The organism is Salmonella enterica subsp. enterica serovar Typhimurium str. LT2 (assembly GCF_000006945.2).
Lineage (GTDB): Bacteria > Pseudomonadota > Gammaproteobacteria > Enterobacterales > Enterobacteriaceae > Salmonella > Salmonella enterica.
This window is the reverse complement of the sequence record NC_003197.2, coordinates 3,378,325-3,404,886: the sequence shown is the minus strand read 5'-3', so window position 1 is coordinate 3,404,886 and position 26,562 is coordinate 3,378,325. Positions and strand designations below refer to the sequence as shown.

27 protein-coding genes, 1 tRNA gene and 25 other annotated features are annotated in these 26,562 nt (G+C 52.5%); of the genes, 8 read left to right on the top strand and 20 right to left on the bottom strand.

The window, feature by feature from the left end; all coding sequences use genetic code 11:
• Nucleotides 1-188: 188 nt before the first annotated feature.
• Nucleotides 189-194: a ribosome-binding site (putative RBS for yhaO; RegulonDB:STMS1H003265), on the top strand.
• Both yhaO and yhaN read left to right on the top strand, forming a co-directional pair.
• Nucleotides 189-1,529, top strand: a protein-coding gene (gene yhaO, locus STM3239; protein NP_462153.1) for a putative HAAAP family transport protein. Within the gene, nt 198-1,529 belong to an annotated coding region; the region does not span the whole gene. (Overlaps the previous feature by 6 nt.)
• A gap of 13 nt (nt 1,530-1,542) precedes the next feature.
• Nucleotides 1,543-1,548: a ribosome-binding site (putative RBS for yhaN; RegulonDB:STMS1H003264), on the top strand.
• Nucleotides 1,543-2,865, top strand: a protein-coding gene (gene yhaN, locus STM3238) for a putative inner membrane protein (protein ID NP_462152.1). Within the gene, nt 1,555-2,865 belong to an annotated coding region; the region does not span the whole gene. Its footprint overlaps the feature before it by 6 nt.
• Before the next feature lie 112 nt (nt 2,866-2,977).
• On the opposite strand, the gene yhaL is transcribed toward yhaN, so the two are convergent.
• The gene (gene yhaL / locus STM3237) for a putative cytoplasmic protein (protein ID NP_462151.1) occupies nt 2,978-3,155 on the bottom strand. Within the gene, nt 2,978-3,142 belong to an annotated coding region; the region does not span the whole gene.
• Nucleotides 3,150-3,155, bottom strand: a ribosome-binding site (putative RBS for yhaL; RegulonDB:STMS1H003263). Its footprint overlaps the gene before it by 6 nt.
• 10 nt (nt 3,156-3,165) lie before the next feature.
• Nucleotides 3,166-3,880, bottom strand: a protein-coding gene (yhaK, locus tag STM3236) for a putative cytoplasmic protein (protein NP_462150.1). Within the gene, nt 3,166-3,867 belong to an annotated coding region; the region does not span the whole gene.
• Nucleotides 3,875-3,880, bottom strand: a ribosome-binding site (putative RBS for yhaK; RegulonDB:STMS1H003262). Its footprint overlaps the gene before it by 6 nt.
• Nucleotides 3,881-3,962: 82 nt before the next feature.
• Nucleotides 3,963-3,968: a ribosome-binding site (putative RBS for yhaJ; RegulonDB:STMS1H003261), on the top strand.
• Between yhaK and yhaJ the strand changes: the two genes are divergently transcribed.
• Nucleotides 3,963-4,868, top strand: a protein-coding gene (gene yhaJ, locus STM3235; protein ID NP_462149.1) for a putative LysR family transcriptional regulator. Within the gene, nt 3,972-4,868 belong to an annotated coding region; the region does not span the whole gene. It overlaps the preceding feature by 6 nt.
• A gap of 38 nt (nt 4,869-4,906) precedes the next feature.
• Here yhaJ and yhaH read toward each other — a convergent pair.
• The 14 genes from yhaH to ygjP form a co-directional block, all read right to left on the bottom strand.
• The gene (gene yhaH / locus STM3234) for a putative inner membrane protein (protein ID NP_462148.1) occupies nt 4,907-5,281 on the bottom strand. Within the gene, nt 4,907-5,272 belong to an annotated coding region; the region does not span the whole gene.
• Nucleotides 5,276-5,281 (bottom strand) — a ribosome-binding site (putative RBS for yhaH; RegulonDB:STMS1H003260). (Overlaps the previous gene by 6 nt.)
• A gap of 114 nt (nt 5,282-5,395) precedes the next feature.
• Nucleotides 5,396-6,394 (bottom strand): putative glutathione S-transferase gene (yqjG, locus tag STM3233; RefSeq protein ID NP_462147.1). Within the gene, nt 5,396-6,382 belong to an annotated coding region; the region does not span the whole gene.
• Nucleotides 6,389-6,394, bottom strand: a ribosome-binding site (putative RBS for yqjG; RegulonDB:STMS1H003259). (Overlaps the previous gene by 6 nt.)
• 55 nt (nt 6,395-6,449) lie before the next feature.
• The gene (gene yqjF / locus STM3232) at nt 6,450-6,935 is read right to left on the bottom strand and encodes a putative membrane-associated protein (protein NP_462146.1); all 486 of its coding nucleotides are present in this window, start codon (nt 6,933-6,935) and stop codon (nt 6,450-6,452) included.
• Nucleotides 6,936-7,079: 144 nt separating this feature from the next.
• Nucleotides 7,080-7,396 (bottom strand): putative inner membrane protein gene (yqjK, locus tag STM3231; protein ID NP_462145.1). Within the gene, nt 7,080-7,379 belong to an annotated coding region; the region does not span the whole gene.
• Nucleotides 7,376-7,774 (bottom strand): putative inner membrane protein, encoded by a 399-nt coding sequence (yqjE, locus tag STM3230; protein NP_462144.1) that lies wholly within the window; start codon nt 7,772-7,774, stop codon nt 7,376-7,378. Before yqjE ends, yqjK begins: the two co-directional genes overlap by 21 nt.
• Nucleotides 7,391-7,396, bottom strand: a ribosome-binding site (putative RBS for yqjK; RegulonDB:STMS1H003258). It overlaps the preceding gene by 6 nt.
• Nucleotides 7,775-7,776: 2 nt before the next feature.
• Nucleotides 7,777-8,094, bottom strand: a protein-coding gene (gene yqjD / locus STM3229) for a putative inner membrane protein (RefSeq protein ID NP_462143.1). Within the gene, nt 7,777-8,082 belong to an annotated coding region; the region does not span the whole gene.
• Nucleotides 8,089-8,094 (bottom strand) — a ribosome-binding site (putative RBS for yqjD; RegulonDB:STMS1H003257). It overlaps the preceding gene by 6 nt.
• 29 nt (nt 8,095-8,123) lie before the next feature.
• The gene (gene yqjC, locus STM3228) for a putative periplasmic protein (protein NP_462142.1) occupies nt 8,124-8,508 on the bottom strand. Within the gene, nt 8,124-8,492 belong to an annotated coding region; the region does not span the whole gene.
• Nucleotides 8,503-8,508 (bottom strand) — a ribosome-binding site (putative RBS for yqjC; RegulonDB:STMS1H003256). (Overlaps the previous gene by 6 nt.)
• Before the next feature lie 128 nt (nt 8,509-8,636).
• Nucleotides 8,637-9,033, bottom strand: a protein-coding gene (gene yqjB / locus STM3227; protein ID NP_462141.1) for a putative outer membrane protein. Within the gene, nt 8,637-9,020 belong to an annotated coding region; the region does not span the whole gene.
• The gene (gene yqjA, locus STM3226; RefSeq protein ID NP_462140.1) for a putative DedA family membrane protein occupies nt 9,024-9,698 on the bottom strand. Within the gene, nt 9,024-9,686 belong to an annotated coding region; the region does not span the whole gene. The genes yqjB and yqjA overlap by 10 nt, the downstream gene beginning before the upstream one ends.
• Nucleotides 9,028-9,033 (bottom strand) — a ribosome-binding site (putative RBS for yqjB; RegulonDB:STMS1H003255). It overlaps the preceding gene by 6 nt.
• Nucleotides 9,693-9,698, bottom strand: a ribosome-binding site (putative RBS for yqjA; RegulonDB:STMS1H003254). Its footprint lies within the gene yqjA.
• Before the next feature lie 437 nt (nt 9,699-10,135).
• Nucleotides 10,136-11,392, bottom strand: a protein-coding gene (gene ygjU / locus STM3225; RefSeq protein ID NP_462139.1) for a putative dicarboxylate permease. Within the gene, nt 10,136-11,380 belong to an annotated coding region; the region does not span the whole gene.
• Nucleotides 11,387-11,392: a ribosome-binding site (putative RBS for ygjU; RegulonDB:STMS1H003253), on the bottom strand. It overlaps the preceding gene by 6 nt.
• Nucleotides 11,393-11,634: 242 nt before the next feature.
• Nucleotides 11,635-12,615 (bottom strand): putative resistance protein gene (gene ygjT, locus STM3224; RefSeq protein NP_462138.1). Within the gene, nt 11,635-12,603 belong to an annotated coding region; the region does not span the whole gene.
• Nucleotides 12,610-12,615 (bottom strand) — a ribosome-binding site (putative RBS for ygjT; RegulonDB:STMS1H003252). It overlaps the preceding gene by 6 nt.
• Before the next feature lie 260 nt (nt 12,616-12,875).
• The gene (gene ygjR / locus STM3223; RefSeq protein NP_462137.1) for a putative dehydrogenase occupies nt 12,876-13,893 on the bottom strand. Within the gene, nt 12,876-13,874 belong to an annotated coding region; the region does not span the whole gene.
• Nucleotides 13,888-13,893, bottom strand: a ribosome-binding site (putative RBS for ygjR; RegulonDB:STMS1H003251). Its footprint overlaps the gene before it by 6 nt.
• A 69-nt stretch (nt 13,894-13,962) precedes the next feature.
• Nucleotides 13,963-14,674 (bottom strand): putative integral membrane protein gene (gene ygjQ, locus STM3222; protein ID NP_462136.1). Within the gene, nt 13,963-14,655 belong to an annotated coding region; the region does not span the whole gene.
• Nucleotides 14,669-14,674: a ribosome-binding site (putative RBS for ygjQ; RegulonDB:STMS1H003250), on the bottom strand. Its footprint overlaps the gene before it by 6 nt.
• Before the next feature lie 132 nt (nt 14,675-14,806).
• The gene (ygjP, locus tag STM3221) for a putative metal-dependent hydrolase (RefSeq protein ID NP_462135.1) occupies nt 14,807-15,315 on the bottom strand. Within the gene, nt 14,807-15,304 belong to an annotated coding region; the region does not span the whole gene.
• Nucleotides 15,310-15,315, bottom strand: a ribosome-binding site (putative RBS for ygjP; RegulonDB:STMS1H003249). (Overlaps the previous gene by 6 nt.)
• A 63-nt stretch (nt 15,316-15,378) precedes the next feature.
• Nucleotides 15,379-15,384: a ribosome-binding site (putative RBS for ygjO; RegulonDB:STMS1H003248), on the top strand.
• On the opposite strand from ygjP, the gene ygjO reads away from it, so the two are divergent.
• Nucleotides 15,379-16,526 (top strand): putative methyltransferase gene (ygjO, locus tag STM3220; protein ID NP_462134.1). Within the gene, nt 15,390-16,526 belong to an annotated coding region; the region does not span the whole gene. (Overlaps the previous feature by 6 nt.)
• An 80-nt stretch (nt 16,527-16,606) precedes the next feature.
• On the opposite strand, the gene fadH is transcribed toward ygjO, so the two are convergent.
• Together fadH and oat are read right to left on the bottom strand one after the other, a co-directional pair.
• The gene (gene fadH / locus STM3219) for a 2,4-dieonyl-coa reductase (protein NP_462133.1) occupies nt 16,607-18,637 on the bottom strand. Within the gene, nt 16,607-18,625 belong to an annotated coding region; the region does not span the whole gene.
• Nucleotides 18,632-18,637 (bottom strand) — a ribosome-binding site (putative RBS for fadH; RegulonDB:STMS1H003247). (Overlaps the previous gene by 6 nt.)
• Nucleotides 18,638-18,795: 158 nt before the next feature.
• Nucleotides 18,796-20,091, bottom strand: a protein-coding gene (gene oat / locus STM3218) for a putative acetylornithine aminotransferase (RefSeq protein NP_462132.3). Within the gene, nt 18,796-20,085 belong to an annotated coding region; the region does not span the whole gene.
• Nucleotides 20,086-20,091: a ribosome-binding site (putative RBS for oat; RegulonDB:STMS1H003246), on the bottom strand. It overlaps the preceding gene by 6 nt.
• Before the next feature lie 501 nt (nt 20,092-20,592).
• Nucleotides 20,593-20,598 (top strand) — a ribosome-binding site (putative RBS for aer; RegulonDB:STMS1H003245).
• On the opposite strand from oat, the gene aer reads away from it, so the two are divergent.
• The gene (gene aer / locus STM3217) for an aerotaxis sensor receptor (protein ID NP_462131.1) occupies nt 20,593-22,125 on the top strand. Within the gene, nt 20,605-22,125 belong to an annotated coding region; the region does not span the whole gene. (Overlaps the previous feature by 6 nt.)
• Nucleotides 22,126-22,506: 381 nt before the next feature.
• Nucleotides 22,507-22,512: a ribosome-binding site (putative RBS for STM3216; RegulonDB:STMS1H003244), on the top strand.
• The gene (locus tag STM3216) for a putative methyl-accepting chemotaxis protein (RefSeq protein NP_462130.1) occupies nt 22,507-24,078 on the top strand. Within the gene, nt 22,513-24,078 belong to an annotated coding region; the region does not span the whole gene. It overlaps the preceding feature by 6 nt.
• On the opposite strand, the gene yqjI is transcribed toward STM3216, so the two are convergent.
• Nucleotides 24,075-24,731, bottom strand: a protein-coding gene (yqjI, locus tag STM3215; protein NP_462129.1) for a putative transcriptional regulator. Within the gene, nt 24,075-24,722 belong to an annotated coding region; the region does not span the whole gene. The genes STM3216 and yqjI overlap by 4 nt on opposite strands.
• Nucleotides 24,726-24,731: a ribosome-binding site (putative RBS for yqjI; RegulonDB:STMS1H003243), on the bottom strand. (Overlaps the previous gene by 6 nt.)
• A 212-nt stretch (nt 24,732-24,943) precedes the next feature.
• Nucleotides 24,944-24,949, top strand: a ribosome-binding site (putative RBS for yqjH; RegulonDB:STMS1H003242).
• On the opposite strand from yqjI, the gene yqjH reads away from it, so the two are divergent.
• Nucleotides 24,944-25,721 (top strand): putative transporter gene (yqjH, locus tag STM3214; protein NP_462128.1). Within the gene, nt 24,954-25,721 belong to an annotated coding region; the region does not span the whole gene. Its footprint overlaps the feature before it by 6 nt.
• Nucleotides 25,722-25,803: 82 nt before the next feature.
• On the opposite strand, the gene ileX is transcribed toward yqjH, so the two are convergent.
• A tRNA-Ile gene (ileX, locus tag STM3213) sits at nt 25,804-25,876 on the bottom strand.
• Nucleotides 25,877-25,990: 114 nt separating this feature from the next.
• Nucleotides 25,991-25,996 (top strand) — a ribosome-binding site (putative RBS for mug; RegulonDB:STMS1H003241).
• Here ileX and mug point away from each other — a divergent pair.
• Nucleotides 25,991-26,508, top strand: a protein-coding gene (mug, locus tag STM3212; RefSeq protein NP_462127.1) for a G/U mismatch specific DNA glycosylase. Within the gene, nt 26,002-26,508 belong to an annotated coding region; the region does not span the whole gene. (Overlaps the previous feature by 6 nt.)
• Nucleotides 26,509-26,562: the final 54 nt, after the last annotated feature.

The following is a 26,562-nucleotide window of genomic DNA, read 5'->3' as shown; positions in this document are numbered from 1 at the left end:
ACATTAAACCAATAGTAAATAGAAAAGAATTCTTAACCCACAAGAAATGCAGGCGTTTTATTGGTAAGTTTTTCTCTTATCGTGCGCGTATGATTTTCTTATTACAAGAAAGTACCTGCACCTCACGTTCTGCATATCGCCTTGCTGCGGCACGAAAAATAAAAAAAACCTCTACCTACACATTGAGCGAGAATTTTATGGAATCGGCAAGTAATACCAGCGTAATCCTCGACGCATCAGCCCCGGCGCGTCGGGCAGGGATGACTGAAAGCGAATGGCGTGAAGCCATCAAATTTGATAGTACCGACACCGGTTGGGTCATTATGAGTATCGGGATGGCGATTGGCGCAGGGATCGTTTTTCTTCCTGTCCAGGTTGGCCTGATGGGACTTTGGGTCTTTTTACTCTCTTCTATTATTGGCTATCCGGCCATGTACCTGTTCCAGCGGCTGTTTATTAATACGCTGGCGGAATCCCCGGAATGTAAAGACTACCCCAGCGTGATCAGCGGCTATCTGGGCAAAAACTGGGGTATTTTATTAGGCGCGCTGTACTTTGTGATGCTCGTCATCTGGATGTTCGTCTATTCTACGGCGATTACTAACGACAGCGCCTCTTATCTGCATACTTTCGGCGTAACGGAAGGATTGCTTTCCGATAGTCCATTTTATGGTCTGGTGCTGATCTGCATCCTGGTGGCGATTTCCTCACGCGGTGAAAAATTACTGTTCAAAATCTCCACTGGCATGGTGCTGACCAAGCTACTGGTAGTGGCGGCGCTGGGCGTCTCTATGGTGGGTATGTGGCATCTGTATAACATTGGCGCGCTGCCGCCGATGGCCCTGCTGATTAAAAACGCCATTATTACCCTGCCATTTACGCTGACCTCGATTTTATTTATCCAGACGTTAAGCCCAATGGTGATCTCTTACCGTTCACGCGAAAAATCTATTGAGGTCGCACGCCATAAAGCGCTGCGTGCCATGAATATTGCGTTTGGCATCCTGTTCGTTACCGTATTTTTCTATGCGGTTTCCTTCACCCTGGCGATGGGGCATGACGAAGCGGTGAAAGCCTACGAGCAGAATATTTCCGCCCTGGCGATCGCCGCGCAATTTATTAGCGGCGATGGCGCTGGCTGGGTCAAAGTGGTTAGCGTAATTCTGAACATCTTTGCCGTCATGACCGCCTTCTTTGGCGTTTATTTAGGATTCCGCGAAGCGACGCAAGGCATTGTGATGAATATCCTGCGCCGTAAAATGCCCGCCGAGAAGATTAAGGAAAATCTGGTACAGCGCGGCATTATGATTTTCGCTATTTTGCTGGCCTGGAGCGCCATTGTGCTCAACGCGCCGGTACTGAGCTTCACCTCTATTTGTAGCCCTATCTTCGGTATGGTGGGCTGTTTAATTCCGGCATGGTTGGTCTACAAGGTTCCCGCATTGCACAAATATAAAGGCGCTTCGTTGTACCTGATTATTATTACCGGTCTGCTGCTATGCGTTTCTCCGTTCCTGGCATTCTCTTGATATACCTGAGATTAAGGTTGTTGTTATGTTTGAATCTAAAATAAATCCATTGTGGCAAAGTTTTATTCTGGCCGTACAGGAAGAAGTAAAACCGGCGCTGGGGTGTACTGAGCCAATTTCACTGGCGCTGGCGGCAGCGGCGGCGGCGGCTGAACTTAACGGCACAGTTGAACGCATTGACGCGTGGGTTTCGCCCAATCTGATGAAAAATGGTATGGGCGTTACCGTTCCAGGAACGGGAATGGTAGGGCTACCGATCGCCGCGGCGTTGGGCGCGTTGGGCGGTGATGCGAAAGCCGGGTTGGAGGTGTTAAAAGACGCTTCCGCTAAAGCCGTTGCCGATGCAAAAGCGATGCTGGCCGCTGGACATGTCGCGGTGATGTTGCAGGAGCCATGTAACGATATTCTGTTTTCACGGGCGAAAGTGTATAGCGGCGATAGCTGGGCATGTGTCACGATCGTCGGCGATCATACAAATATTGTGCGGATAGAAACCGACAAGGGTGTGGTATTTACCCAGGCCGATAATGCGCAGGAAGAAGAAAAAACCTCGCCACTGGGAGTGCTGTCTCATACCTCGCTGGAAGAGATCCTGGCGTTTGTGAATGCGGTGCCCTTTGACGCTATCCGCTTTATTCTCGATGCGGCCAGGCTAAACGGCGCGTTGTCGCAGGAGGGACTGCGTGGTTCCTGGGGGCTGCATATCGGTTCGACGCTGGCCAAACAGTGCGATCGCGGTCTGCTGGCGAAAGATCTCTCCACGGCGATTTTGATCCGTACCAGCGCGGCGTCAGACGCCAGAATGGGCGGTGCCACGTTGCCCGCGATGAGCAACTCCGGCTCCGGCAACCAGGGGATTACCGCCACGGTGCCAGTCATGGTGGTTGCTGAACATGTCGGCGCCGATGACGAGCGCCTGGCGCGCGCGCTAATGTTATCGCATTTGAGCGCTATCTATATTCACCATCAGCTTCCGCGTTTGTCGGCGCTGTGCGCGGCAACTACGGCGGCGATGGGCGCGGCAGCGGGTATGGCGTGGCTGATAGATGGTCGTTACGACACTATCGCAATGGCTATCAGCAGTATGATTGGTGATGTCAGCGGGATGATTTGCGATGGCGCGTCGAATAGCTGCGCGATGAAAGTCTCTACCAGCGCGTCGGCGGCGTGGAAAGCCGTACTGATGGCGTTGGATGATACGGCGGTGACCGGAAACGAAGGGATTGTGGCGCACAATGTCGAACAATCTATTTCGAATTTGTGTTCGCTGGCGTGTCGCTCAATGCAGCAGACCGACAAGCAGATCATCGAGATTATGGCCAGTAAAGCGCATTAATAATAACGCCCCGGCATGACGTCGGGGCAGCGTGTTGCCCGATGGCGCTGCGCTTATCGGGTCTACCCGTTATCAGCCGGATCGGGCGCTTGCGCCGCCATCCGGCATGATTTCAGGCTGCGGCCTCTTCTTCTGCCAGCCGGGCTTCGGCGTCCGCCACGATGGCTTCCAGTTCGGTTAGCATCTCTTCATAGCCCAGCGGCACAGCGGCGCTCATCGCCTCCTGTACGGCAGGTTTTACCACGGGCTGACGTTTCTTCGCCGATTTTTTGCTCATCTTGCGACTCCTTTTCTGGCTGGCTACACCGGTAAATCTACCAGTAATGCGCGCAGCGGCGTATCGGCAACCAGCGTAATGTTAGGTTCATCACGAATAAATGCGCCATCTCCGCAGGTTAACGCCTCGCGTTCTTCGTTGTGCGTCATCGCGTGGAACGTACCGTGAATCGACTGCAAATAGGCGCGCGGCCCGTGAAGCTGGAAATTAAGCGATTCGCCTTTCTCCAGCGTAATATGATGTACCCAGACCTGTTGGCGCAGTTGTAAGCTGTTTTGCTCACCGTCGGGCGAGGCAAGAAGCTGTTGTTGCGCCGCCAGGAGTGGGATTTTTTGTACCAGCGTGTTTTCCCGTTCAGGACAGGCGTCAAGCCACAGTTGCATTCGGGTTAACGGCTTAACTTTGCTGATATTATGTTCGCTGTAGCTAATGCCCGGCTGCGCGGCGAGCAGTAACGCTTCGCCCGCTTTAGCCTGTACATGGTTGCCGTCGCTGTCGCGGTATTCCGCTTCGCCGTCCAGAATCAGGTTTAAAATATCCACCTTTGGGTAAGTTCGAGGCTGAAAAGAGGCGCCCGGCGCCAGCACTTCCTGGTTCAGTACGCGCAACGACGCGTAGCCTAGCAGTGTAGGGTCGAAATAGTGTCCAAAGGAGAAGGTATAGCGGGCCTGTAGCCATCCGTAGTCTGCCTGTCCACATTGTTTGGCGGTTCGGGTCGTAATCATCGTTATTAACCTCTCTTTACTTCCTTTTATGTTAAGGGGCTGGACGCTGCATTGTTAGCCAGATATTCTGCCCGGTATGTTCAAATTTCCTGAATGAGAACGTTATGGCTAAAGAGAGAGCGCTGACGCTTGAAGCATTGCGTGTGATGGACGCCATTGACCGCCGGGGCAGTTTTGCCGCAGCGGCTGATGAGTTGGGGCGTGTGCCCTCCGCGCTGAGTTACACCATGCAGAAGCTGGAAGAAGAGTTGGACGTTGTACTGTTCGATCGCTCCGGCCATCGTACAAAATTCACCAACGTCGGACGTATGCTGCTGGAACGCGGGCGGGTATTGCTGGAAGCGGCAGACAAGTTAACGACGGATGCTGAAGCGTTGGCCCGCGGTTGGGAAACGCATCTGACGCTAGTCACTGAAGCTCTGGTACCGACGCCTGCTTTTTTTCCACTGATCGACCGGCTGGCCGCTAAAGCCAATACGCAGCTTTCATTGATTACCGAAGTACTGGCTGGCGCATGGGAGCGGCTTGAGCAGGGACGGGCGGATATCGTTATCGCTCCGGATATGCATTTTCGATCGTCGTCGGAAATTAACTCCCGTAAGTTGTATACGTTAATGAATGTGTATGTCGCCGCGCCTGACCACCCTATTCATCAGGAGCCGGAGCCGCTTTCGGAAGTGACGCGGGTTAAATACCGCGGCGTAGCGGTAGCGGATACCGCGCGCGAGCGGCCGGTATTAACGGTGCAACTGCTGGATAAGCAGCCACGTCTGACGGTAAGCACGATTGAAGATAAACGTCAGGCGCTGCTGGCCGGGCTTGGCGTCGCGACCATGCCATATTCGATGGTGGAACAGGATATTGCCGAAGGGCGGCTACGCGTGGTCAGCCCGGAATCGACCAGCGAAATCGATATTATTATGGCCTGGCGGCGCGACAGTATGGGGGAGGCAAAAGCCTGGTGCCTGCGGGAAATACCTAAGCTATTCGCCGGAAAATAAATAGCGCGCGGCGCTTTAAAAGCGGCGCCGCGCCGCCATCAGGAAAAACGTTTCGGATCGGGGCCGAAGCGGTTGTCGCCCGGCGTACCATTCTGGCAGTTGAACGCGATGATGATAAGCCAGCCGATAATGGGGATAAGTAGCAACAGTAGCCACCATGCGGAGCGGTCAGTGTCATGCAGACGACGGAACTGCACGGCCCACCACGGTAAAAAGATCAGAACGCCGTAAATGGTGGTCAGAACGCCTTCACCCCCGGCGCGTTGCCAGCCAAGCATGGCGTCCAGCAGGCCCAACACAAAGGTAAAGATGATATTGACCAGAATAAACATCCAGTACTCTTTGCGTCGCGCGCGGCCGCCAAATCCCAGATAATTTTTTAAAACCTTTAAATACCAATCCATTTTCGCCTCAATAATGGTTCAATCACTTGTTTTTAAAGTAATCAAACTAAGAATAGCCGCGAATGAAATGCTGGTAAATATTTGTGGTATTTATTAATAAGGCGTCCCGGAGGACGCCTGAAATTAGCCAAAGCGCACGTCGCGCCCGTGAGGTTCGAGCAGATCCTGCCACGGTCCGACAGAAATGATACCCGTGGGGTTAATCGTTTTATGGCTACGGAAATAGTGGTGACGAATATGGTCCATATTAACAGTTTCAGCAATGCCCGATATTTGATAGATATCGCGCAGGAAACCGTACAGATTCAGGTAGTCGCTGATTCGGTATTTGTCGCATTTGAAATGAGTCACGTAAACCGGATCAAAGCGTACCAGGGTCGTCCATAAGCGGATATCCGCCTCGGTCAACTGGTCGCCCGTCAGATAGCGGTGCTGTCCGAGAATCTGTTCCAGGCGCGCCAGCGCAGTAAATACCTTGTCTACCGCTTCATCATACGCTTGCTGGCTGGTGGCGAAGCCTGCTTTATAAACGCCGTTATTAACGTTGTCATAAATCCAGCCGTTTAACTCGTCAATTTTGCTTTGCAGCGCGGGGGGATAGTAATCCCCGGCTTTAGCGCCCAGCCCATCGAAGGCGGAGTTAAACATACGAATGATTTCGGCGGACTCGTTGCTGACGATAGTATGATTTTTTTTATCCCATAAGACCGGTACGGTGACGCGGCCGCTGTAGTGTGGATCGGCGTGCAGATACAACTGGTAGAGAAATTCATGCTGATAGAGGGTATCGCCGGTGGCCGCCGGAAAAGTATCATCAAACGTCCAGCCGTTTTCCAGCATCAATGGATTCACGACGGAAACCGGAATAAACGGCTCCAGACCTTTCAGTTTACGGAAAATGAGCGTGCGATGCGCCCAGGGGCAGGCAAGGGAAACGTACAGATGGTAACGATCTTTTTCTGCGGCGAATCCGCCTTCGCCGGAAGGTCCGGGCGCGCCGTCAGCGGTAAGCCAGTTGCGGAAAGCCGACGCTGAACGCTGAAATTTCCCCCCGGAAGATTTGGTGTCATACCAGGTATCGTGCCAGACGCCATCGATCAGTTGTCCCATGTCTCTCTCCTTCAGATGACAAAAGCGAGGCGCTATTCCCTCGCTTTTTTAATTGAGTATAGATTGCTTACCACTTTTTATTCAGCAGACGGTCAAGGCTGAACGCGCCAGGCCCGGTTAACGCCAGTAATAAGAATCCGCCGGCAATGGTCAGGTTTTTCATAAACATCAGCGAGTTTACACCTTCTGCAAAATTGCTATGGAAGATCAATGCCGTCAGCAACGTAAAACCAGCGGTGAAAAGCGCAGTGGTGCGGGTGAGGAACCCCAGCAGAATCGCCAGACCGCCGCCGAACTCAAGCAGTATGGTGAGCGGCAGCAGGAATCCTGGTACGCCCATCGCTTCCATATACTGCTGTGTGCCCGCATAGCCGCTAATTTTTCCCCATCCTGCGGTAATAAACAGAACTGGCATTAAAATACGCGCTATCAGTACACCAACATCTTCTAATTTTTTCATTTTATTCTCCAGGGGGCCGATTCGGCGGCTGCTGCTATTTTCATGAGCAATGACGCGGTTTGGCGCATCATTGTTATCGCTGGAGAGAATCATAAACGTGGCGTGCAGGAATTGTTAGCAAGGAAAATTGCCAAATTTTTTCAAAAAATTTGAGTGATTGCTAAAGAGACGATATGCATAAAAGTATCGCGCCACCAGGTGATAACCTGATGGCGCGATGCTATAAAAGAAAAGATATTAACCGCGGAGCTGTTGTTGACGGAGGGTAGTTTTTACCAGGCGCCAGGCGCTCCAGATACCCAGGCCGCGTTTCGCCCAGCGTACCAACATATTAGGATGACGGATGGTCCAGATGGCCATTACGCTGCTACCGACCAGCGCCCAGGAGCGCAGGCTTAACACCGTATTCCAGCCGCGATCGTACGCGCCGGTGGTCTCCAGCCAGTCGCGACGGCTGGCGGACAGATCCAGCCGTTGCTGCTGGATCTGACTGAGAAGCAGCGCTTTACGTTTTTCGCGTTCGCCTTTGCTGCTCACGACTGATCGTCCTCCAGAATTTGCCGATCGTTAGCCAGTTCGTGCCGCGTATGGCGCAATAGCGTGGACTGACGCGCTTTGCGCAAAGTCCAGATGCCGCCGATTAGCGCAAGCACTAACAGCACAACTGTGGTAGCGATCATCGCGTTCAAACGGTACTGAGGATCGATAGCCCAGATGACCAGAACCATCAGGCTCATTAAGCCAAACGCCGCGAAGAGCATGGTAAGACCTACCATCAGCAAAAGCTGAAAGAGGTTCGCTTTCTCTTCTTCCAGTTCTACTACCGCCAGTCGCAGCCGGGTTTCCACCATCTCAACGATAATGGTGACAATCCGCTGCCCGATACCCAGTACGCTTTTGCCTGGTCCTTGTGCCTGTCGAGAGTCCGCCATAATTAACGACGCGTCAGCAGTACGCCCAACACCAGACCGACAGCGGCGCCAATGCCTACGCCTGTCCAGGGATTTTCGCGCACATAATCATCGGCGCGGGCGGCGGCGACGCGAGTCTGTTTGGCAATCACATCACCCGTTTCGCCCAGGCGGTAACGGCTCTCTTTCAGCGCGCGCTCGGCTTTGCTACGAATCTTACTCAACTCTTCTTTCGACTTTTCGCCCGAAGAGCTCAGCACTTCTTCAAGCGTATCGGTCAGGGATTTCAACTCAGCGCGCAGATGTTCCGTAGTGTTATCTTTCGACATAGTTTTCTCCAGGTGAGTGAGTATTTACATTCGGCGTTAATTTAGTAGTCTCTGGCCTCAAGTTTTTTTAGCTCATCCTGAGCCTCGGCCAGCTTACGTTCACGTTTGTCTATTTTATCCGCATCGCCTTTTGCTTTTGCCTCGGCTAAATCACGTTGGCGTTCGGCTACCTCTTCTTTTTGCTCAGCGATCTTTTTCTGATGCTCGGCGCGCAGCTTGCTGTCAGTACAATTGGCGCGTACTTCGCTGAGCGCCTTGTTCAGACCCTCAATACGGCGCTGATTGTTGTGCTTTTCAGCGTAGCTAATTTCCTTTTGTATATCCTGCTCTTTTTCCTGACAAAGCGAATTAGCGTAGCTACCGGCGCTAAGTGTAAAAAGCGTGATAGCCAAAGCGATGCGGTATTTCATTCCTGAACTTTCCCTTATGTTCGGACCCGTTGTCCGGGGCGGTGATCCCGATAATAACGCGGTGGGTTAAACACCGCTTTATTAATCATAGTCATTAAACAATGAAATCACCAAAGTGAGTGATATGATTCGGATTCCTGGAGATTAGCCAAAGCGGTGTGAGCTTTCCCGTAAGCGGGACAGCCACTGTACCGTTTCGTTGTCATCGTCCTGCTGAGCGACGACATAACCGTGTGGTAACGTTTGATCAAGCACTGTTTTTGCTGCGGCGCTTTGCGCAGGGGAATCGAAGGTAATGAGCAACATGTCATTTTTAGGCGTAATGCTTTTAAAATGAATGCCGTTCGCATCCAGATGATGCAGAACTGAGAAGCCGTCTGGCATACTGGCGCCCTGGTTAACCGCGCGAATGGCCAGCGTCGACTCTTGCTGACGCAGCGTTGACCACGTCATCATGAGTATGGTCAGCATCAGTAGAAAAGCGCTGATCCAAATGAGTTGTCGGGCAGTTATGCGTGGTTTAAGCATAAGTTATCCCCGGCTCCCATACTTCTTTTTCCACAGCATGACCAGTGAACCCGCCAGGCCAAAAAAGAGCAGCACCACGGGCAGCAGCATCAGGCATGACATTAACTGATCTTCATACTTCATAAAGACGGGCGTTTTGCCCAGCAGATAGCCCAGCGACGTCAGGATAAGCACCCACAACAAGCCGCTCATCCAGTTGAAGAACTGAAAGCGCGCGTTATTCAGACCGGATATGCCGGCAATGGTGGGCAGCAGCGTTCTGACAAACGCGATAAAACGGCCTATCAATAGTGCCGACAGGCCGTGTTTATGGAAAAGGTGATGGGCGCGTTGATGATAATGTGCGGGGAGATGAGAGAGCCAGTTTTGCACGGTGCGGGTATTCCCCAGCCAGCGGCCCTGAATATAGCTGACCCAGCAACCCAGGCTGGCCGCGACGGTAAGCAGCAAAATGGTTTGTGGATAACCCATCGCGCCTTTGGCGATCAGCACGCCGACCAGGATCAACAGGCTGTCGCCAGGCAAAAAGGCGGCAGGGAGCAGCCCATTTTCCAGAAACAAAATCATAAATAACACAAAATATAACATGCCAATCATGGAAGGATTGGCCAGTGTTTCAAAGTCCTGAGCCCACAGGGCATTCAGCAATTGAGTCAGTAGTTCCATTCAGTATTCCTGGAGAATCGGTTAACGTCACGCCGGTGATCTGAGGTTTGCACTGCCGCAACAGAGTTGGAGTTTTTATCAGCGTTGCGGAAACGGCAAATTCGCGGCCTGAACTATTCCTTGTTAAGTTGTGAAGTAAGCAAGCACTAACACACAAAAATTCAAAATGCATCTAATTGTAACAAAGGTCAACGAAGTCCGTTATAGAAATTACGCGTCGTTGAGCTTTGATTTTGCTTATCGCAAGGGAGGGTGGCGAGAGGATTTACACAGGCTGACACTTTATACTTTACGCTGACCGAGCGCCGCGGCAGACGCCATCTACATATAACGTTACGCGAGGATGTTGCGCGTGAACATCAATTCGCTTTCCATCACAGCCTATGGATTGGGAGATTCAGATCTATCGTTACGCCGGATGGCATACGCCATCCGGCATCGATAATCACTTAGCTACGCAAGGCGTTATTCGCCAGACGTTCGTCCTCTGCCTGGCAGGCTGCCGCAGTGAACAGAACATCGGTAGACGAGTTCAGCGCCGTTTCACACGAATCCTGCAATACGCCGATAATAAAGCCGACCGCTACTACCTGCATCGCGATATCGTTCGGGATGCCAAACATGTTGCACGCCAGCGGGATCAGCAGCAATGAACCGCCTGCCACGCCGGAGGCGCCGCAAGCACACAGCGAGGCCACCACGCTCAGCAGCAGCGCTGTAGGCAGATCCACCGGGACGCCTAACGTATGGACTGCCGCCAACGTCAGAACCGTAATGGTAATTGCCGCGCCGGCCATATTGATAGTGGCGCCCAGCGGAATGGAAACGGAGTAAGTATCCCTGTCCAGATTCAGCTTTTCGCACAGCGCCATATTCACTGGAATATTGGCGGCAGAGCTGCGGGTAAAGAAGGCATAAACGCCGCTTTCACGCAGGCAGGCGAACACCAGCGGATAAGGGTTGCGACGAATTTTCCAGAATACCAACAGCGGGTTGACCACCAGCGCGACCAGCAGCATACAGCCAATCAAGACGACCAGCAGGTGCGCATAGCCCCACAGGGTGGAGAAGCCGGTGGTTGCAAGCGTTGATGAAACCAGACCAAAAATACCGACTGGCGCGAAACGGATCACCAGTTTCACCATAAAGGTCACGGCGTTAGACATATCGTTCACGAGGTTTTTGGTGGTTTCATTACCATGACGCAGGGCAAATCCCAGACCGACGGCCCATACCAGAATCCCGATATAGTTAGCGTTCAGCAGCGCGTCGATGGGGTTCGACACCATGCTCATCAGCAGACCGCGCAAGACTTCTACAATGCCGGACGGCGGCACGATATCCTGGGCGCTACTGGACAGATGCAGCGTTGAAGGGAAGGCGAAGCTGAACACAACGGCCGCCAGCGCGGCTGAAAAGGTGCCTAGCAGGTAAAGAAAGAGAATAGGGCGAATATTGGTTTTTTGGCCGTGCTGGTGGTTGGCGATCGAGGCCATTACCAGCATCAGCACCAGAACGGGGGCGACCGCTTTTAAGGCGCCGACGAACAGGGTGCCAAGCAAGCCAACCGCTTCTGCCGCAGGCTTAGAAATCCATGCCAGTAAAATCCCCAGTACCAGACCCACTAAAATTTGTTTAACCAGACTGCCTTGCGCTAAACGCTGCAGTAGCCCTGATGCTCGTTGCGTAGCCATTTCATATTCCTTGTATTGTGTTGCTGGTCATCCCCTGCACGCTCTTACGGCGCATCTTTCAGGATGTAACAAAGTGTTTGCCTGGTTGAGTATAAGGAAAGTTGAAGGTTCGGGAAGCGAAATATCCTGGATTTTTTGCTGTGATCATGTTTTATAACTTTATATTAACAGTATTGTGACATGTTAAACAAAAACGCCCGACAGGTGTGCGCTGTCGGGCGTTTTTGACGGGGCAGGTTTACCCCGATAAAAGATTATTGCGCTCGTAGTTTCTTATCGCGCTGATGGTTAACCCAGGCGTTAATCACCAGCGTAATGGTCAGAATACCAAACACTACGCCCAGCGAAATCGCGATAGGAATATGGTAGAAGTCGACGATCAGCATCTTAATGCCGATAAAGACCAGAATGACCGCCAGACCATATTTCAGCATCGAGAAGCGTTCCGCCACGCCGGACAGCAGGAAGTACATCGCGCGCAGTCCTAAGATGGCAAACAGGTTAGAGGTCAGTACGATGAACGGGTCGGTGGTGACCGCAAAGATCGCCGGAATACTGTCAACGGCGAAGATCACATCGCTGAACTCAACCATAATCAGCACCAGCAGCAGCGGCGTGGCATACAGCAGGCCGTTTTTACGTACGAAAAAGTGCTCGTTCTCGATCGTATCGGTCATGCGCAGATGCCCGCGCAGCCAACGCACCATCGGTTTTTCGCCAATGCCGGATTCATCTTCCTTCGCCAGCGCCATTTTTACGCCGGTAAACAGCAGGAAGGCGCCGAACACATACAGCAGCCATTCGAACTGAGTGATAAGCCAGGTACCGGCGAAAATCATGATAGTACGCAACACGATCGCGCCAAGAACCCCATACACCAGCACCCGGCGTTGCAGAGCCGGAGGGACGGAGAAATAGCTAAACAGCATCAGCCAGACAAAGACGTTATCTACGGCCAGCGACTTCTCAATCAGATAGCCGGTAAGGAACGCCAATGCCTGCGGGTCAGCAACTTCGCGCCCTTGCGTTTCAGCCAGATACCACCAGAAAGCGGCGTTAAACAGTAGCGAGAGCGTTACCCACAGGATTGACCATCCTGCCGCTTGTTTCATCGACATCGCATGTGCGCCACGGCGTCCCTGCAACAACAGGTCGATGGATAGCATTATCACCACAACAACCGCGAATCCACCCCATAATAATGGCGTACCAACAGTATTCATTATTTCTCCCTATGCAAAAAAAAAAAACGGCTAACGCCGAATGGCATTAGCCGTTGCTTTTATGCATAGACCTTGCCATTCGGCAAGGTCTCACTTACAACAATAAAGGAATACGCTGACGCATTCCTTTATGGCTGCCCGGTGACCGGATGTGGTTTTGCACACATCGTAATGACGATCGACCGGCAATGAAGTTACTCCCCTTTGCGCGTAACAAAGTATGACAGGCCACGCGTAGAGTCAATGACCTGTAACATATGATTTACATAATTTTACGCAGTAAGGGGATGGGTCAGATCGTCCGCCGGGAAGATGACCCCGGTTTGACGGCGTATTTCTGTCAGCCATTTTGCCGTGGCGCGACTTAGCGACAACCCCGGATGTTCCACGGCGTGGTTTTCAATAAGCTGGGCAAACGCCCCGGCTTCATACAGCATGGTATTAATATGCTGAGGCTGGGTCAGATCCTGCATCAGCGCGCCGCGCGGCGCAAAACACACTTTCTGGCATTCCGACAGCTTTTCAATGACCAGCGATCCCCTCTCGCCCTGAATTTCACTGGCCAGTACCGAGTCGCTGACTTTGGAATGCTGTAGCGTGACGCTAAAATCGCCGTAATCCATAACCACGACGCCGTGCGCATCTACTCCGCTTTCCAATAAATTCGCCGACGCCTGAACGCTGCGCGGCTCGCCCCATAGCGCGATCGCCGACGCCAGACAGTAATACCCGATATCCATAATCGAACCATTGGAGAAGGCCGGATTAAACGTATTCGGATTTTCACCGTTCAGATAGCGCTGATAACGTGAAGAGTACTGGCAGTAATTTAGTAATGCTTTATGCATTCTGCCGATTTTCGGCAACGATTCCCGCAGCAGCAGGAAATTGGGCAGGCAGGCGGTTTTAAAGGCTTCAAACAGTACCCGCTGATTATCGCGCGCGCAGGCGATAGCGGCATCAACCTCCGCCAGGTTAGAAGCCAGCGGCTTTTCGCACATGACATGTTTTTTATGCTGCAAAAAGCGCTGCGTCTGGGAGAAATGCAGGGAATTCGGGCTGGCGATATAAACCGCCTCAATCGCGTCGCTTTGCGCCATCGCTTCCAGCGAGGTAAACAGATGCTCGACGGGATAATCATTTGCGAAAGACTGCGCCTGTTCAAGACTACGGGAGTAAACGGCGGCGAGCCTGAATTTGCCGGTTTCATGGGCGGCGTCGACAAACTGGCGCGTGATCCAGTTAGTCCCAATTACAGCGAAACGTATCATAAACGTCAGCGGACTCCAGAAAGGGATTTTTCGTCAATGTAGCACGCCTTTCCGCCCTTGCCAGTGCGCTGCGACGCACTCTGGCATTTTACTGGCGAGAAGGGCACCCGTGTGCGCTATCAGCCCCAATAGTGACGCCAGCGCCCAGATATTTAGGCTGACGATGCAAAATTTTGGCATCCAGCACTGCGCTAACCCGCGCCAGCTTTTCCCGAAGTCGTGTGTAGGTTCCGTGCCTTTTATTCAGATCCGGCGCGTTAACGCCGATAGCGTCAATGCCATATTGTTGCGCCAGCCAGATCGCCCGTTGATTATGAAATGCTTGCGAGATAATCGTAATGCGGCTTTCGCCAAACACTTTCCGGGCGCGAACCACGGAGTCCAGCGTGGAGAATCCGGCATAATCACAAAAAATGGCCGCCTCCGGCACACCTTTCGCCATCAGCGCCTGCTGCATCGCCGAAGGTTCATCGTACTCTTTTTTGCCATTATCGCCGCTGACTAACAGCCACTTCACTTTACCGGCGTGATACAACGCGGCGGCAGTATTAATCCGCCGGGTAAAATACCGATTGCCGGGTTTGGCGCCTAACACCAGCCCGACGTTGCGGGCGGGAACGGTCTGAATGTCATTCCATGTCAGATGCTGTGAGGCGTTGACGATAAGCCAGTTGGAATAGAAAAGCGCGACGCCTGCTGCGACAAGCAGAAAACACGCCACTGTTAAGGCCCGGCGTGTAAAACAGAGGCGGCGGATAAAACGGGCACATTGTGAGAGCATGGTCGTTGCGCGGTTCCGTTGGCGGTGGATAAAAAATACCCTCTACAGATCGTCATCCTTGACGTGGCGGCAGGCAATGAGCGAAATGTGAACGCGCCGATTTTATGCCCACGCCGTTAAAAAGATACGGGGGAAGGGGCATTTTCAGAATTTATTGTGCCGACAGCGCCTGATGCGTCAGCCACAGTCGCGTATCAAACTCCAGTTGATGGTACTGCGGCTCCATATGGCAGCAGAGCTGATAAAACGCTTTGTTATGATCTTTCTCTTTCAGGTGCGCCAGCTCGTGAACCACAATCATCCGTAAGAATGGCTCCGGGGCGTTACGAAACACGGTGGCGACGCGGATCTCCGCCTTTGCCTTGAGCTTGCCGCCCTGAACGCGCGAGACAGCGGTATGCAGTCCCAGCGCATTTTTCAGCACATGGATCTTGCTGTCATACATCACTTTATTAATGGGCGGCGCATTGCGCAGAAACTGACTTTTCAGTTCCTGAGTATAGTGATATAGCGCTTTGTCAGTGGCGTAATCATGCGCGCCGGGATAACGTTTTTCCAGCACTGCTCCCAGGCGCTGCTCGGCGATTAAGGCGCGCACCTGGGCAAGGAGATGTTCCGGATACCCCTGAAGGTAAGTTAGTGAGGTCATCAAAGCTCCATGTTGCTGATAAAAAGTGTATACTCACGCACCCTTTTCAGGGATAACGCCGCAATTTTACCATTCAGGAGGCCTAATGAGCCACGTAGACGACGGTTTCCGTTCACTGACGCTGAAACGTTTTCCGCAAACGGATGATGTTAACCCGCTTCTGGCGTGGGAGGCGGCCGATGAGTATCTGCTGCAACAGTTGGATGAGACGGAAATTCGCGGCCCGGTGCTGATCCTGAATGATACGTTTGGCGCGCTAAGCTGTGCGCTGGCGGAGCATTCGCCATACAGTATTGGCGATTCGTATTTAAGCGAACTGGGTACGCGAGAGAATTTACGCCATAACGGCATCGCGGAGTCCAGCGTAACGTTTCTCGACAGTACCGCTGACTACCCGCAGGCGCCGGGCGTGGTATTGATTAAGGTACCGAAAACGCTGGCGTTGCTGGAACAGCAGTTACGCGCTTTGCGTAAGGTCGTTACGGCGCAAACGCGTATTATCGCCGGCGCGAAAGCGCGTGATATTCATACCTCTACGCTGGAACTGTTTGAAAAAGTGCTGGGCCCAACCACGACGACGCTGGCGTGGAAGAAAGCGCGCCTGATTAACTGTACCTTCAGTCATCCGCAACTGGCCGACGCGCCGCAAACGCTAAGCTGGAAACTGGAAGATACAGGCTGGACGATTCACAACCACGCGAATGTGTTTTCTCGTACCGGATTGGATATCGGCGCGCGCTTCTTTATGCAGCATTTGCCGGAAAACCTCGACGGGGAGATTGTCGATCTCGGCTGCGGCAATGGGGTGATTGGCCTGAGCTTACTGGCGAAAAATCCGCAGGCGAACGTAGTATTTGTCGATGAATCGCCGATGGCGGTAGATTCCAGCCGTTTGAATGTAGAAACGAACCTGCCGGAAGCATTCGAACGCTGCGAATTTATGATCAACAACGCGCTCTCCGGCGTGGAGCCGTTCCGTTTTAACGCGGTGTTCTGCAATCCGCCGTTCCACCAGAAACATGCGCTGACGGACAATATCGCCTGGGAGATGTTCCATCACGCCCGCCGCTGCCTGAAAATCAACGGCGAACTGTATATTGTGGCGAACCGCCATCTGGACTATTTCCACAAGCTGAAGAAGATTTTCGGTAATTGCGCGACGATAGCAACCAACAATAAATTTGTCATTTTGAAAGCGGTGAAGCAGGGACGCCGTCGATAAGGCGCTCAAGCGTCATACCGGCCTATAAAACCGGTATGACGGCGTAAGCCCGATAAGCGTAGCGCCATCAGGCAAAGTCGTTAAATCTCCAGTGCCAGTCGGGTGCCCTGGGCAATCGCCCGTCGGGCATCCAGCTCCATCGCGACATCGCATCCGCCGATAAGATGTACCGTTTTACCTGCGGCGCGTAACGGGTCCGCCAGCTCGCGGCGAGGTTCCTGTCCGGCGCAGATCACCACATGATCCACTTCCAGCAACTGCGGTTCGCCGCCGATCAAGAGATGTAATCCGTCGTCGTCGATCTTCTGGTAACTGACCGCCGGGATCATCTTCACGCCGCGCGCCAGTAACGTCGCGCGATGGATCCAGCCGGTGGTTTTACCTAACCCTTCGCCCGGCTTGCTGGTTTTGCGTTGCAGCATGACGATTTGCCGTGGACTACGTGCCAGGCGCGGGCCTTCCGGGCGCAGACCGCCTGCCTGTTGCAGGCTGGTATCAATTCCCCATTCCGTACAAAATTCAGCAATATTTTGGCTGGTGGATTCGCCGTGCTGGCTCAGATACATGGCCGTGTCAAAACCGATCCCGCCGCAGCCGATGATCGCCACTCGCTTACCAACCGGCGCCTTATCGCGCAATACCTCCAGGTAGGTCAATGCTTTTGGATGATCGATACCGTCTATCGGCGGGCGGCGCGGTACTATTCCACAAGCGAGGATCGCTTCGTCAAACGGCTGAAGATCCTCTGCGTTCACCCGTTGGTTCAGTTTCAGCGTAACGCCAGTAACATCGATCATTCGACGGTAGTAGCGCAGCGTTTCGTAAAACTCCTCTTTACCCGGGATCTGCCTGGCGATAGTAAACTGACCGCCAATTTCACTCTGAGCGTCAAACAGCGTGACATGATGGCCGCGCGACGCGGCGTTAATCGCGAAAGCCAGCCCCGCCGGGCCTGCGCCGACAACGGCCAGGTTCTTTTTGCGTATGGCCGGCGTTATCGGCATGTGGGTTTCGTGACAGGCGCGCGGGTTCACCAGACAGGAGGTCACTTTGCCGATGAAGATCCGATCCAGACAGGCCTGATTACAGCCGATACAGGTGTTGATCTCATCTGCGCGTCCGGATTGCGCTTTAGTCAGGAATTCGGCATCGGCAAGGAAGGGACGCGCCATCGACACCATATCGGCATCGCCGCGCGTCAGGATCGTCTCGGCGACCTGCGGATCGTTAATGCGATTGGTCGCGATCAGCGGAACCGACACATGACCTTTGAGTTTCCGCGTCACCCAGCTAAAGGCGCCACGCGGTACTGGCGTGGCGATGGTCGGGATTCGCGCCTCATGCCAGCCAATGCCGGTATTAATTAGGCTTGCGCCTGCGGCTTCAATGGCTTGCGCCAGTTGTACCGTTTCGTCGAACGTGCCGCCATTTTCCACCAGATCGAGCATCGACAGGCGATAGATAATAATAAAGTCGTTCCCTACCCGCTGGCGTACCGCGCGTACTACCTCAACCGCGAAGCGCATACGGCTGGCATAGTCGCCGCCCCATTCGTCATCGCGATGGTTAGTTCGCCGCGTGAGAAATTCATTAATCAGATAGCCCTCTGATCCCATCACCTCTACGCCGTCGTAGCCTGCTTCCCGCGCCAGTTGCGCGCAATGCGCGAAGTCGTCGATTAACTGCAAGATTTCATCATGCGTCAGTTCATGCGGCATAAAGCGGTTGATTGGCGCCTGAATTGCCGACGGCGCGACCAGGTGCGGCTGATAGCTGTAACGCCCGGTGTGCAGAATTTGCAGCGCGATTTTACCGCCTTGCGCATGTACGGCATCGGTCACCACGCGGTGAGGCGTTAACTGGCTGGCATCGTTCAGCATCGCGCCGCCGGTCATCACGACCCCGGAGGGAACGGGCGCAATACCGCCGGTGACGATTAACGCTACGCCGTGTCGCGCGCGCTCGGCATAAAATGCCGCCAGGCGCTCAGCGCCATCAGGATGTTCCTCCAGACCCGTGTGCATCGATCCCATCAGCACACGGTTTCTGAGAGTAGTAAAGCCCAGATCGAGCGGGGCGAACAGCGACGGGTAGCTCATAAGCGTATCCAGTATGTAAAATTATTGTTATGTGGTCGGATGAGTTACTACTGTAGCCGTCGCGAGGTAAAAGGGAAAAGGGGAATGTGGTGATTGTGATGGGATTCAAAAAAGAGGCCGCGACCCGGGGAAAACAGGCCGGATAAGCACAGCGCCATCCGGCATCGTTTTTAAACCTCTTCAACGCTCACCTGCATTGCCGCCAGCGCATTACGCGCTGATTTCAATACCTGTTCGCACAGTTCAATGGTTAGCGTGAGCGGTGGCTCGATACGAATTGTTTTCGCATTATTCAGCGTACCAGCGACCAGCACGCGTTGACGGAACATCTCACTGGCAAAACGGTAGCCCGTTTCGTTGTCGACAAATTCAATGGCCATCAACATACCTTTGCCGCGCGCATCGTGTACCAGATTGGGATATTCACGCGCAAGTTGTCGAAAACCATCCAGGAGCGTATCGCCTTTTTGTTCCGCCTGGGCCGGGAGATTTTGCTCCAGCAGGACGTTAATGGTCGCCAGCGCGGCAGCACAAGCCAGCGGATTACCGCCAAAAGTGGTGGTATGCAGGAAGGGATTGTCGAACAGAACCGAAAACACCTCCTCAGTCGCGATGGTGGCGCCAATCGGCATCACGCCGCCGCCCAGGGCTTTCGCCAGACACAGAATATCAGGCTGCACATTTTCGTGCTCGCAGGCAAACATCTTGCCGGTACGCCCCATGCCGGTTTGTACTTCATCCAGAATCATCAGAGCGCCGAATTCATCACAGAGCTTACGTACCTCTGTCAGGTATCCCTGCGGCGGCAGGATCACGCCGCCTTCACCCTGAATAGGCTCCAGAATCACGGCTGCTATCTCGTCGCCCGTTTTTTTGCCTTCGCTAAATGCCATGCTCATCGCGTCGATATTGCCAAACGGCACATGGCGGAAGCCCGGCAGTAAAGGCATAAAGGGTCTGCGGAAGGTGGATTTGGCCGTGGCGGAGAGCGCGCCCAATGATTTGCCATGAAATGCGCCGCTGGTGGCGATAAAGGTAAACTTGCCGCGCGGCGACTGATACGCTTTTGCCAGTTTTAGCGCCGCTTCGACGGATTCGGTGCCGCTGTTACAGAAAAAGCTGTACTTGAGTTTCCCCGGTGTCAGCGCCGCCAGCGTTTTTGCCAGCATCGCCCGCAAGGGATCAAGTAACTCCTGGCTGTGGAGAGGTTGTTTTGCGAGTTGATTCTGGACGGCGGATACCACAACAGGATTACGGTGCCCCACGTTAAAGATGCCAAACCCCCCAAGACAGTCGATAAACTCCTGCCCCTGGGTGTCGACAAGCGTATTCAAACTGCCCGCTTGCCACTCTACGGCTCCGTAATCCCCGCCGGCGGTAACAGATTTCCGGTATTCCAGAAATCCTGGATTTACATGCTCTTTAAAGTAGTCAATGACCTCTCGGTTTAGTGCTTTCATTTCCTCATGGTTTAGCGTTCGCTTCTCGATGAGATTCAGTGCGTGCGCGCTACAGGCCAAAGCCGATGCGCTGGAAGGTAACCTGTTCAAAATGAGCTCCAGAGGGCCGTGTATCACATGATACTGAATTAAGTATTGCAGGGATTAGCGGGGGTCTAAGCCCATAGTGAAAATCGGGATAAACACCAGGAATAATCACATTTACCCAACATTTAATATCATGCGTTAACAATTGGATGCATTTTGAGCAGATCTTGTTTTACGGTTTACGGTGTGTTGCGTTAGCGGCGGCGTGAGAAAAAGGTGAGCCAGGGCAGATTTTAAAGAAAAAGGTTGTCCACGCTAAACAATTTCATAATGAAAATAAGGCGCAGGATGAGGTGAAAATCGTACAAATATTAAGGATTAATCGCAAATTGCGATCCAGAGCAATTTTAACAACTAAAGATAAATAGATTAGCGCCGAAATAACATCTGAGCGAAAAATTAACATCCAGATAACCTGCACAGGACGCTATCATGTCTTCTCATCCCTACGTCAGCCAGCTAAATACCCCGCTGGATGATGATACCACTCTGATGTCTACGACCGACCTGGAAAGCTATATCACTCACGCCAATGACACTTTTGTCCAAGTGAGCGGCTATCAGTTAAACGAGTTACTGGCGCAGCCACATAATCTGGTGCGTCATCCGGATATGCCGAAAGCTGCCTTCGCAGATATGTGGTACACCCTAAAACAGGGCGAACCGTGGAGCGGCATTGTGAAAAACCGGCGTAAAAACGGCGACCATTATTGGGTGCGGGCCAACGCGGTACCGATGATACGTGAAGGGCGTGTGACTGGATATATGTCGATCCGTACCCGCGCCACGGATGATGAGGTTGCCGCCGTCGAGCCTTTATATCAGGCGCTAAATGAAGGGCGGTGTAGTAAACGAATTCATAAAGGCCTGGTGGTTCGTCAGGGTTTGCTGGGCAAACTGCCCGCTATGCCTGTTCGCTGGCGAGTGCGTAGCATTATGGGGCTAATGGCCGTAATGCTGGCGTTGGCGTTGTTCGGTACGGATGCCTCATGGCAGGCGTTGCTGTTGGGCGCGTTGGCGATGCTGGCAGGTACGGCGCTATTGGAATGGCAAATTGTGCGTCCCATTGAAAATGTGGCGACGCAGGCGCTGAAAGTGGCGACCGGCGAACGCAACAGCGTACAACATCTTAATCGTAGCGATGAGTTGGGGCTGACGCTGAGGGCCGTGGGGCAGCTTGGCTTGATGTGCCGCTGGCTGATCAATGACGTATCAAGTCAGGTTTCCAGCGTCAGAAACGGCAGTGAAAGGCTGGCGAAGGGTAATAATGATCTGAACGAACACACCCGTCAGACCGTGGAGAATGTTCAGGAAACGGTAACGACCATGAACCAGATGGCGGAGTCCGTGAAGCTCAATTCCGAGACGGCTTCCGCTGCGGATAAGCTTTCCATGGCGGCCAGTAGCGCGGCGACTCAGGGAGGTGAGGCGATGGATACGGTGATTAAAACGATGGATGATATCGCTCACAGTACGCAACGTATCGGGACGATCACCACGCTAATTAACGATATCGCTTTTCAGACGAATATCCTGGCGCTGAATGCGGCGGTAGAAGCGGCGAGAGCGGGCGAGCAGGGGAAAGGGTTTGCCGTGGTTGCTGGCGAGGTACGCCATCTTGCCAGCCGCAGCGCTAATGCGGCGAACGATATTCGTAAATTAATTGATGCCAGCGCAACAAAGGTGCAGTCAGGCTCCGAGCAGGTTCACGCCGCAGGCCGTACCATGGATGACATTGTAGCTCAGGTGCAAAATGTCACCCTGCTTATCGCACGTATCAGTCAGTCGACGCAGGAACAGACAGATGGGCTTTCCAGCCTGACCCGCGCCGTGGACGAGTTGAACCGCATAACCCAGAAAAATGCGGCGCTGGTGGAAGAGAGCGCACAAGTCTCCGCAATGGTAAAACACCGTGCCAGCCGGCTGGAGGATGCGGTCACGGTACTGCATTAAGTTTATTTGTAGGTAGCAATGGTAATGACATCCGCCCGGTAGCAACAGGCTTACCGGGCGGATGCGCTCTGATAGAAGGCGGTGCCTGCCATCATAGAGAGTATCAGTGGCCTGTGATGTTAAAAATAATGTGATATTTATTCCTTCTCCCTTGTCTACCTATTAATAGGTATAAACTCAGTTAATAAATAAGAAATGGTTAACCTTTTAGCGTATTTCTTTCATTATTAGTGCCAATTTATGTCACTTTTGGTTCATCTTTCTGTGAACAATAAATATTACTTACTAATAATGTTCCGAAATAAAAAGCGATCAATATCATAAAGTTAGTAACATTATTGCCGATAAATCTTCCTGTATGAGGATATGCAATCCCAGGGAGAAAATATGTTTTTGCATAACATTAAAATACGTTCAAAATTATTTATGGCCTTTGGCTTATTCATTGTTCTCATGGTGGTGAGTTCCGCTCTGTCTTTGTTTAGCCTTGATCGGGCTAATACGGGTATGCAGAACATTATTACCAATGATTATCCCACCACGGTGAAAGCCAATCTGTTAATCGATAATTTTAATGATTTCATCATCGCGCAGCAGCTCATGTTACTGGATGAAGAGGGGCGCTGGAGCCAGAGTTCGCAGAAAGAGCTGGATGAAATAAGCCAGCGTATTACGGCGTTACTGGATGAGCTTTCCAGCAATCGTCACGATGCGGCTTCGCAGAAAATCATTACCGAGATCCGTGAAGCGCGCCAGCAATACCTGGAGTCCAGATTCCGTATTTTGCAAGATATTCAAAGCCATAATCGTCAGGCGGCCATTCAGGAGATGATGACCAGAACGGTGCAAGTGCAAAAGGTCTATAAGGACAAAGTTCAGGAACTTATCGCCGTTCAGGATGCGCAGATGCACAACGCGGGCGTGCAGGTCGAAGGAGATTTTAAAACTAACCGGACGCTGTTAATTACCCTGGCGCTGATAAGCATCGCTGCCGGATGCGTAATGGGATGGTATATCGTACGTTCCATTACCCGACCGCTTGATGAAGCGGTACGCTTTGCCGAGGCGATTGCCGATGGCGATCTGACTCGCCATATCACCACCGACTATAAAGATGAAACAGGCGTACTACTGCAAGCATTAATGGCGATGAAAACGCGTCTGCTGGATATCGTACAGGAAGTGCAAAACGGTTCGGAGAGTATCTCCACGGCGGCGGCGCAAATTGTCGCCGGTAACCAGGATTTGGCCGCGCGTACGGAAGAACAGGCCAGCTCGGTTGAAGAAACGGCGGCGTCGATGGAACAGATTACCGCCACGGTTAAAAACACAGCTGACCATACCAGTGAAGCGACCAAACTCTCTGCCGGCGCCGCCAGCGTAGTGAAAAACAATGGGGAGATGATGAATCAAGTGACGCAGAAAATGCGCGTCATTAACGATACGGCAAATCGTATGTCGGATATCATCAATATCATTGATTCCATTGCCTTTCAGACCAATATTCTGGCGCTGAACGCGGCGGTTGAAGCGGCGCGTGCGGGCGAACATGGACGTGGTTTTGCCGTTGTCGCCGGAGAGGTTCGCCAGTTGGCGCAAAAGAGCGCCTCGTCAGCCAGTGAAATCCGTAATTTGATTGAAGATTCAACCAGTCAGACTCAGGAAGGGATGCACCTGGTGGAGAAAGCCAGCGCCCTGATTAATGGCATGGTGGATAACGTCGAAGAGATGGATGTGATATTACGCGAGATTGGGCAGGCCAGCCGTGAGCAAACTGACGGTATTTCGCAGATTAACAGCGCGATTGGCCTGATTGACGCCGCCACGCAACAAAACTCCTGCCTTGTGGAAGAGTCTGTTGCCGCCGCGGCGTCGCTGAACGAACAGGCGTTACATTTAAAAGAGCTGGTTAACGTGTTCCGCGTCCGCGAAGAGGACACGCAGCCCGCTTAATCCAGTTCGGCGATTTCCAGCGCCGCGCGATCAATCACGCCGATAATGCGTTTGATTTGCGCGTCGTTGATATCGCTGTGGTTTATCCGCAGATCCAGCACGGCCTTGAAGTTATCCAGCGCCCGCTTCATCTGCGGATTTTTACGTAACTCCATGCCCACACAACGGGCTTTTAGCCGCGCCTGAATATGCGTCAGGTGTTCGCGATTTTCATCAAGCCATTGCGCGCCGTTCGCGGTAATCGCGATTTTTTTCCGCCCGCCTTCTTCGTCGCTAATCGTGATAAATTGCTGATCCTGTAAAAAATCCAGCGTAGGGTAGATCACACCAGCGCTTGGCGTATAGCCGCCCCCCGTCAGGTTTTCTATCGCTTTAATCAGTTCATAGCCGTGGCTGGCGTCCCGGGTCAGGATATCAAGAATGACCAGCCGAAGTTCCCCGTGGCCAAAAAATCGCTGACGTCGACCACCGCCCTGTCCATGACGACCACAGCCGTGTCCGTGACGGTGCTCGCCGCCGCAACTGGCGTTCTCATGCTGATGCGCGCTATGGCAGCCTTCATGCTGATGTTCTCGATCTTTGCAGCAACCATCGTGCATATGATCCCGGTTTTTGCAACACCCTTCATGTTGATTTTGCATCATTGCCTCCTGCTTATTTAGATATATCTAATTTATATCTAAATGATGGTTTTTAGCAAGGATAAAAGCGATTGTTGATATAATCTATTAATTTATAACGTTTTATTTTGAAGTTGTGATTAGCGATGTGTTGCCAGAACACTATCAAAAAACAGTTGCATTTTTACTGATTAACAATCATTATCATTTAAAACTTTAATTTAGATATATCGTATTACTTCACGAAGGCAAAAAATGACGACATCATCCGTACGCTACCCACAGCGTGTTCGTAATGAGCTGCGTTTTCGCGAGCTGATCGTTCTGCGGGTAGAACGTATTAGCGCAGGATTTCAGCGGATCGTACTTGGCGGCGAGGCGCTGGACGGTTTCATCTCCCTGGGCTTTGACGATCACACGAAAGTTTTTTTCCCTGAGCCAGGCTGTCGCTTTACGCCTCCGACAGTCACTGAGGAAGGCATTATCTGGGGGGAGGGCGTTCGCCCGGTCTCCAGGGATTACACGCCGCTGTATGACGAGGCGCGTCGCGAGCTGGCGCTGGATTTCTTTATCCACGATGGCGGCGTAGCCAGCCGTTGGGCAATGGAAGCCCGTGAAGGCGATACACTGACGATCGGCGGGCCGCGCGGTTCGCTGGTGGTGCCGGAAGAGTATGCCTGTCAGGTTTATGTCTGCGATGAGTCCGGTATGCCTGCGCTACGTCGTCGTCTGGAATCGCTTAGCCGTCTGCCTGTGCGCCCTGCGGTAACCGCGCTGGTGAGCATTCAGGATGCGGCATACCGCGATTATCTCGCCCATTTGACGGATATTACTGTGGAATATGTTGTTGGCGGCGATGAACAGGCAATGCAAACGCGCCTGTCGCAGCTGACAATACCAGAATCAGACTATTTCATCTGGATTACTGGCGAAGGCAAAACGGTAAAACGTTTAAGTCAGTGCTTTGAAAAGGGGTTTGATCCACACCTGGTACGTGCGGCAGCCTATTGGCATCGTAAATAGCGGTATGGGGTGAGCCCTGTCAGAAACAAAAAGGCCACTCTTTAGAGTGGCTTAATTATATGATTTTAAAGCTAAAATTTGGTGGCCCCTGCTGGACTTGAACCAGCGACCAAGCGATTATGAGTCGCCTGCTCTAACCACTGAGCTAAGGGGCCGTGGCGGTGGATTATAATGTAACTTTACGCTGTAATCCAGCCGTAACCGTGCGGGTGCTGTTTTTATAAACAATGTGTTTTCAACCCGTTATACTTAAAGAACGTTGTATTGCTCAGGAGTAATAATGGTTAAGGACATACTGGCGCCAGGGCTACGGGTGGTTTTTTGCGGCATCAATCCGGGACTCTCCTCGGCGAATACCGGCTTTCCGTTTGCGCATCCCGCGAATCGTTTTTGGAAAGTTATTCATTTGGCCGGTTTCACCGATCGACAGTTGAAACCGGAAGAGGCGGAAAAATTACTGGATTTTCGCTGCGGGGTAACGAAACTCGTCGACCGACCGACGGTACAAGCGACTGAGGTGAAGTTGCATGAATTACGTAGCGGCGGACGAAACCTGATTGAAAAAATAGAGGACTACCAGCCCGCGGCGCTGGCGGTGCTTGGTAAACAGGCTTTTGAACAGGGGTTCAGCCAGCGCGGTATCGCCTGGGGTAAACAAAAGATCGCCATTGGCGCGACGATGGTGTGGGTGTTGCCGAATCCCAGCGGCTTAAACCGAATTAAAACGGAAAAACTGGTCGAGGCCTATCGCGAACTGGATCAAGCGCTCATTATGCGTGGGCTATAGCAATGGGGAATGAGGGCGCGAATACTCGCGCTGTGTAGAAATTCTGCAGGCCAA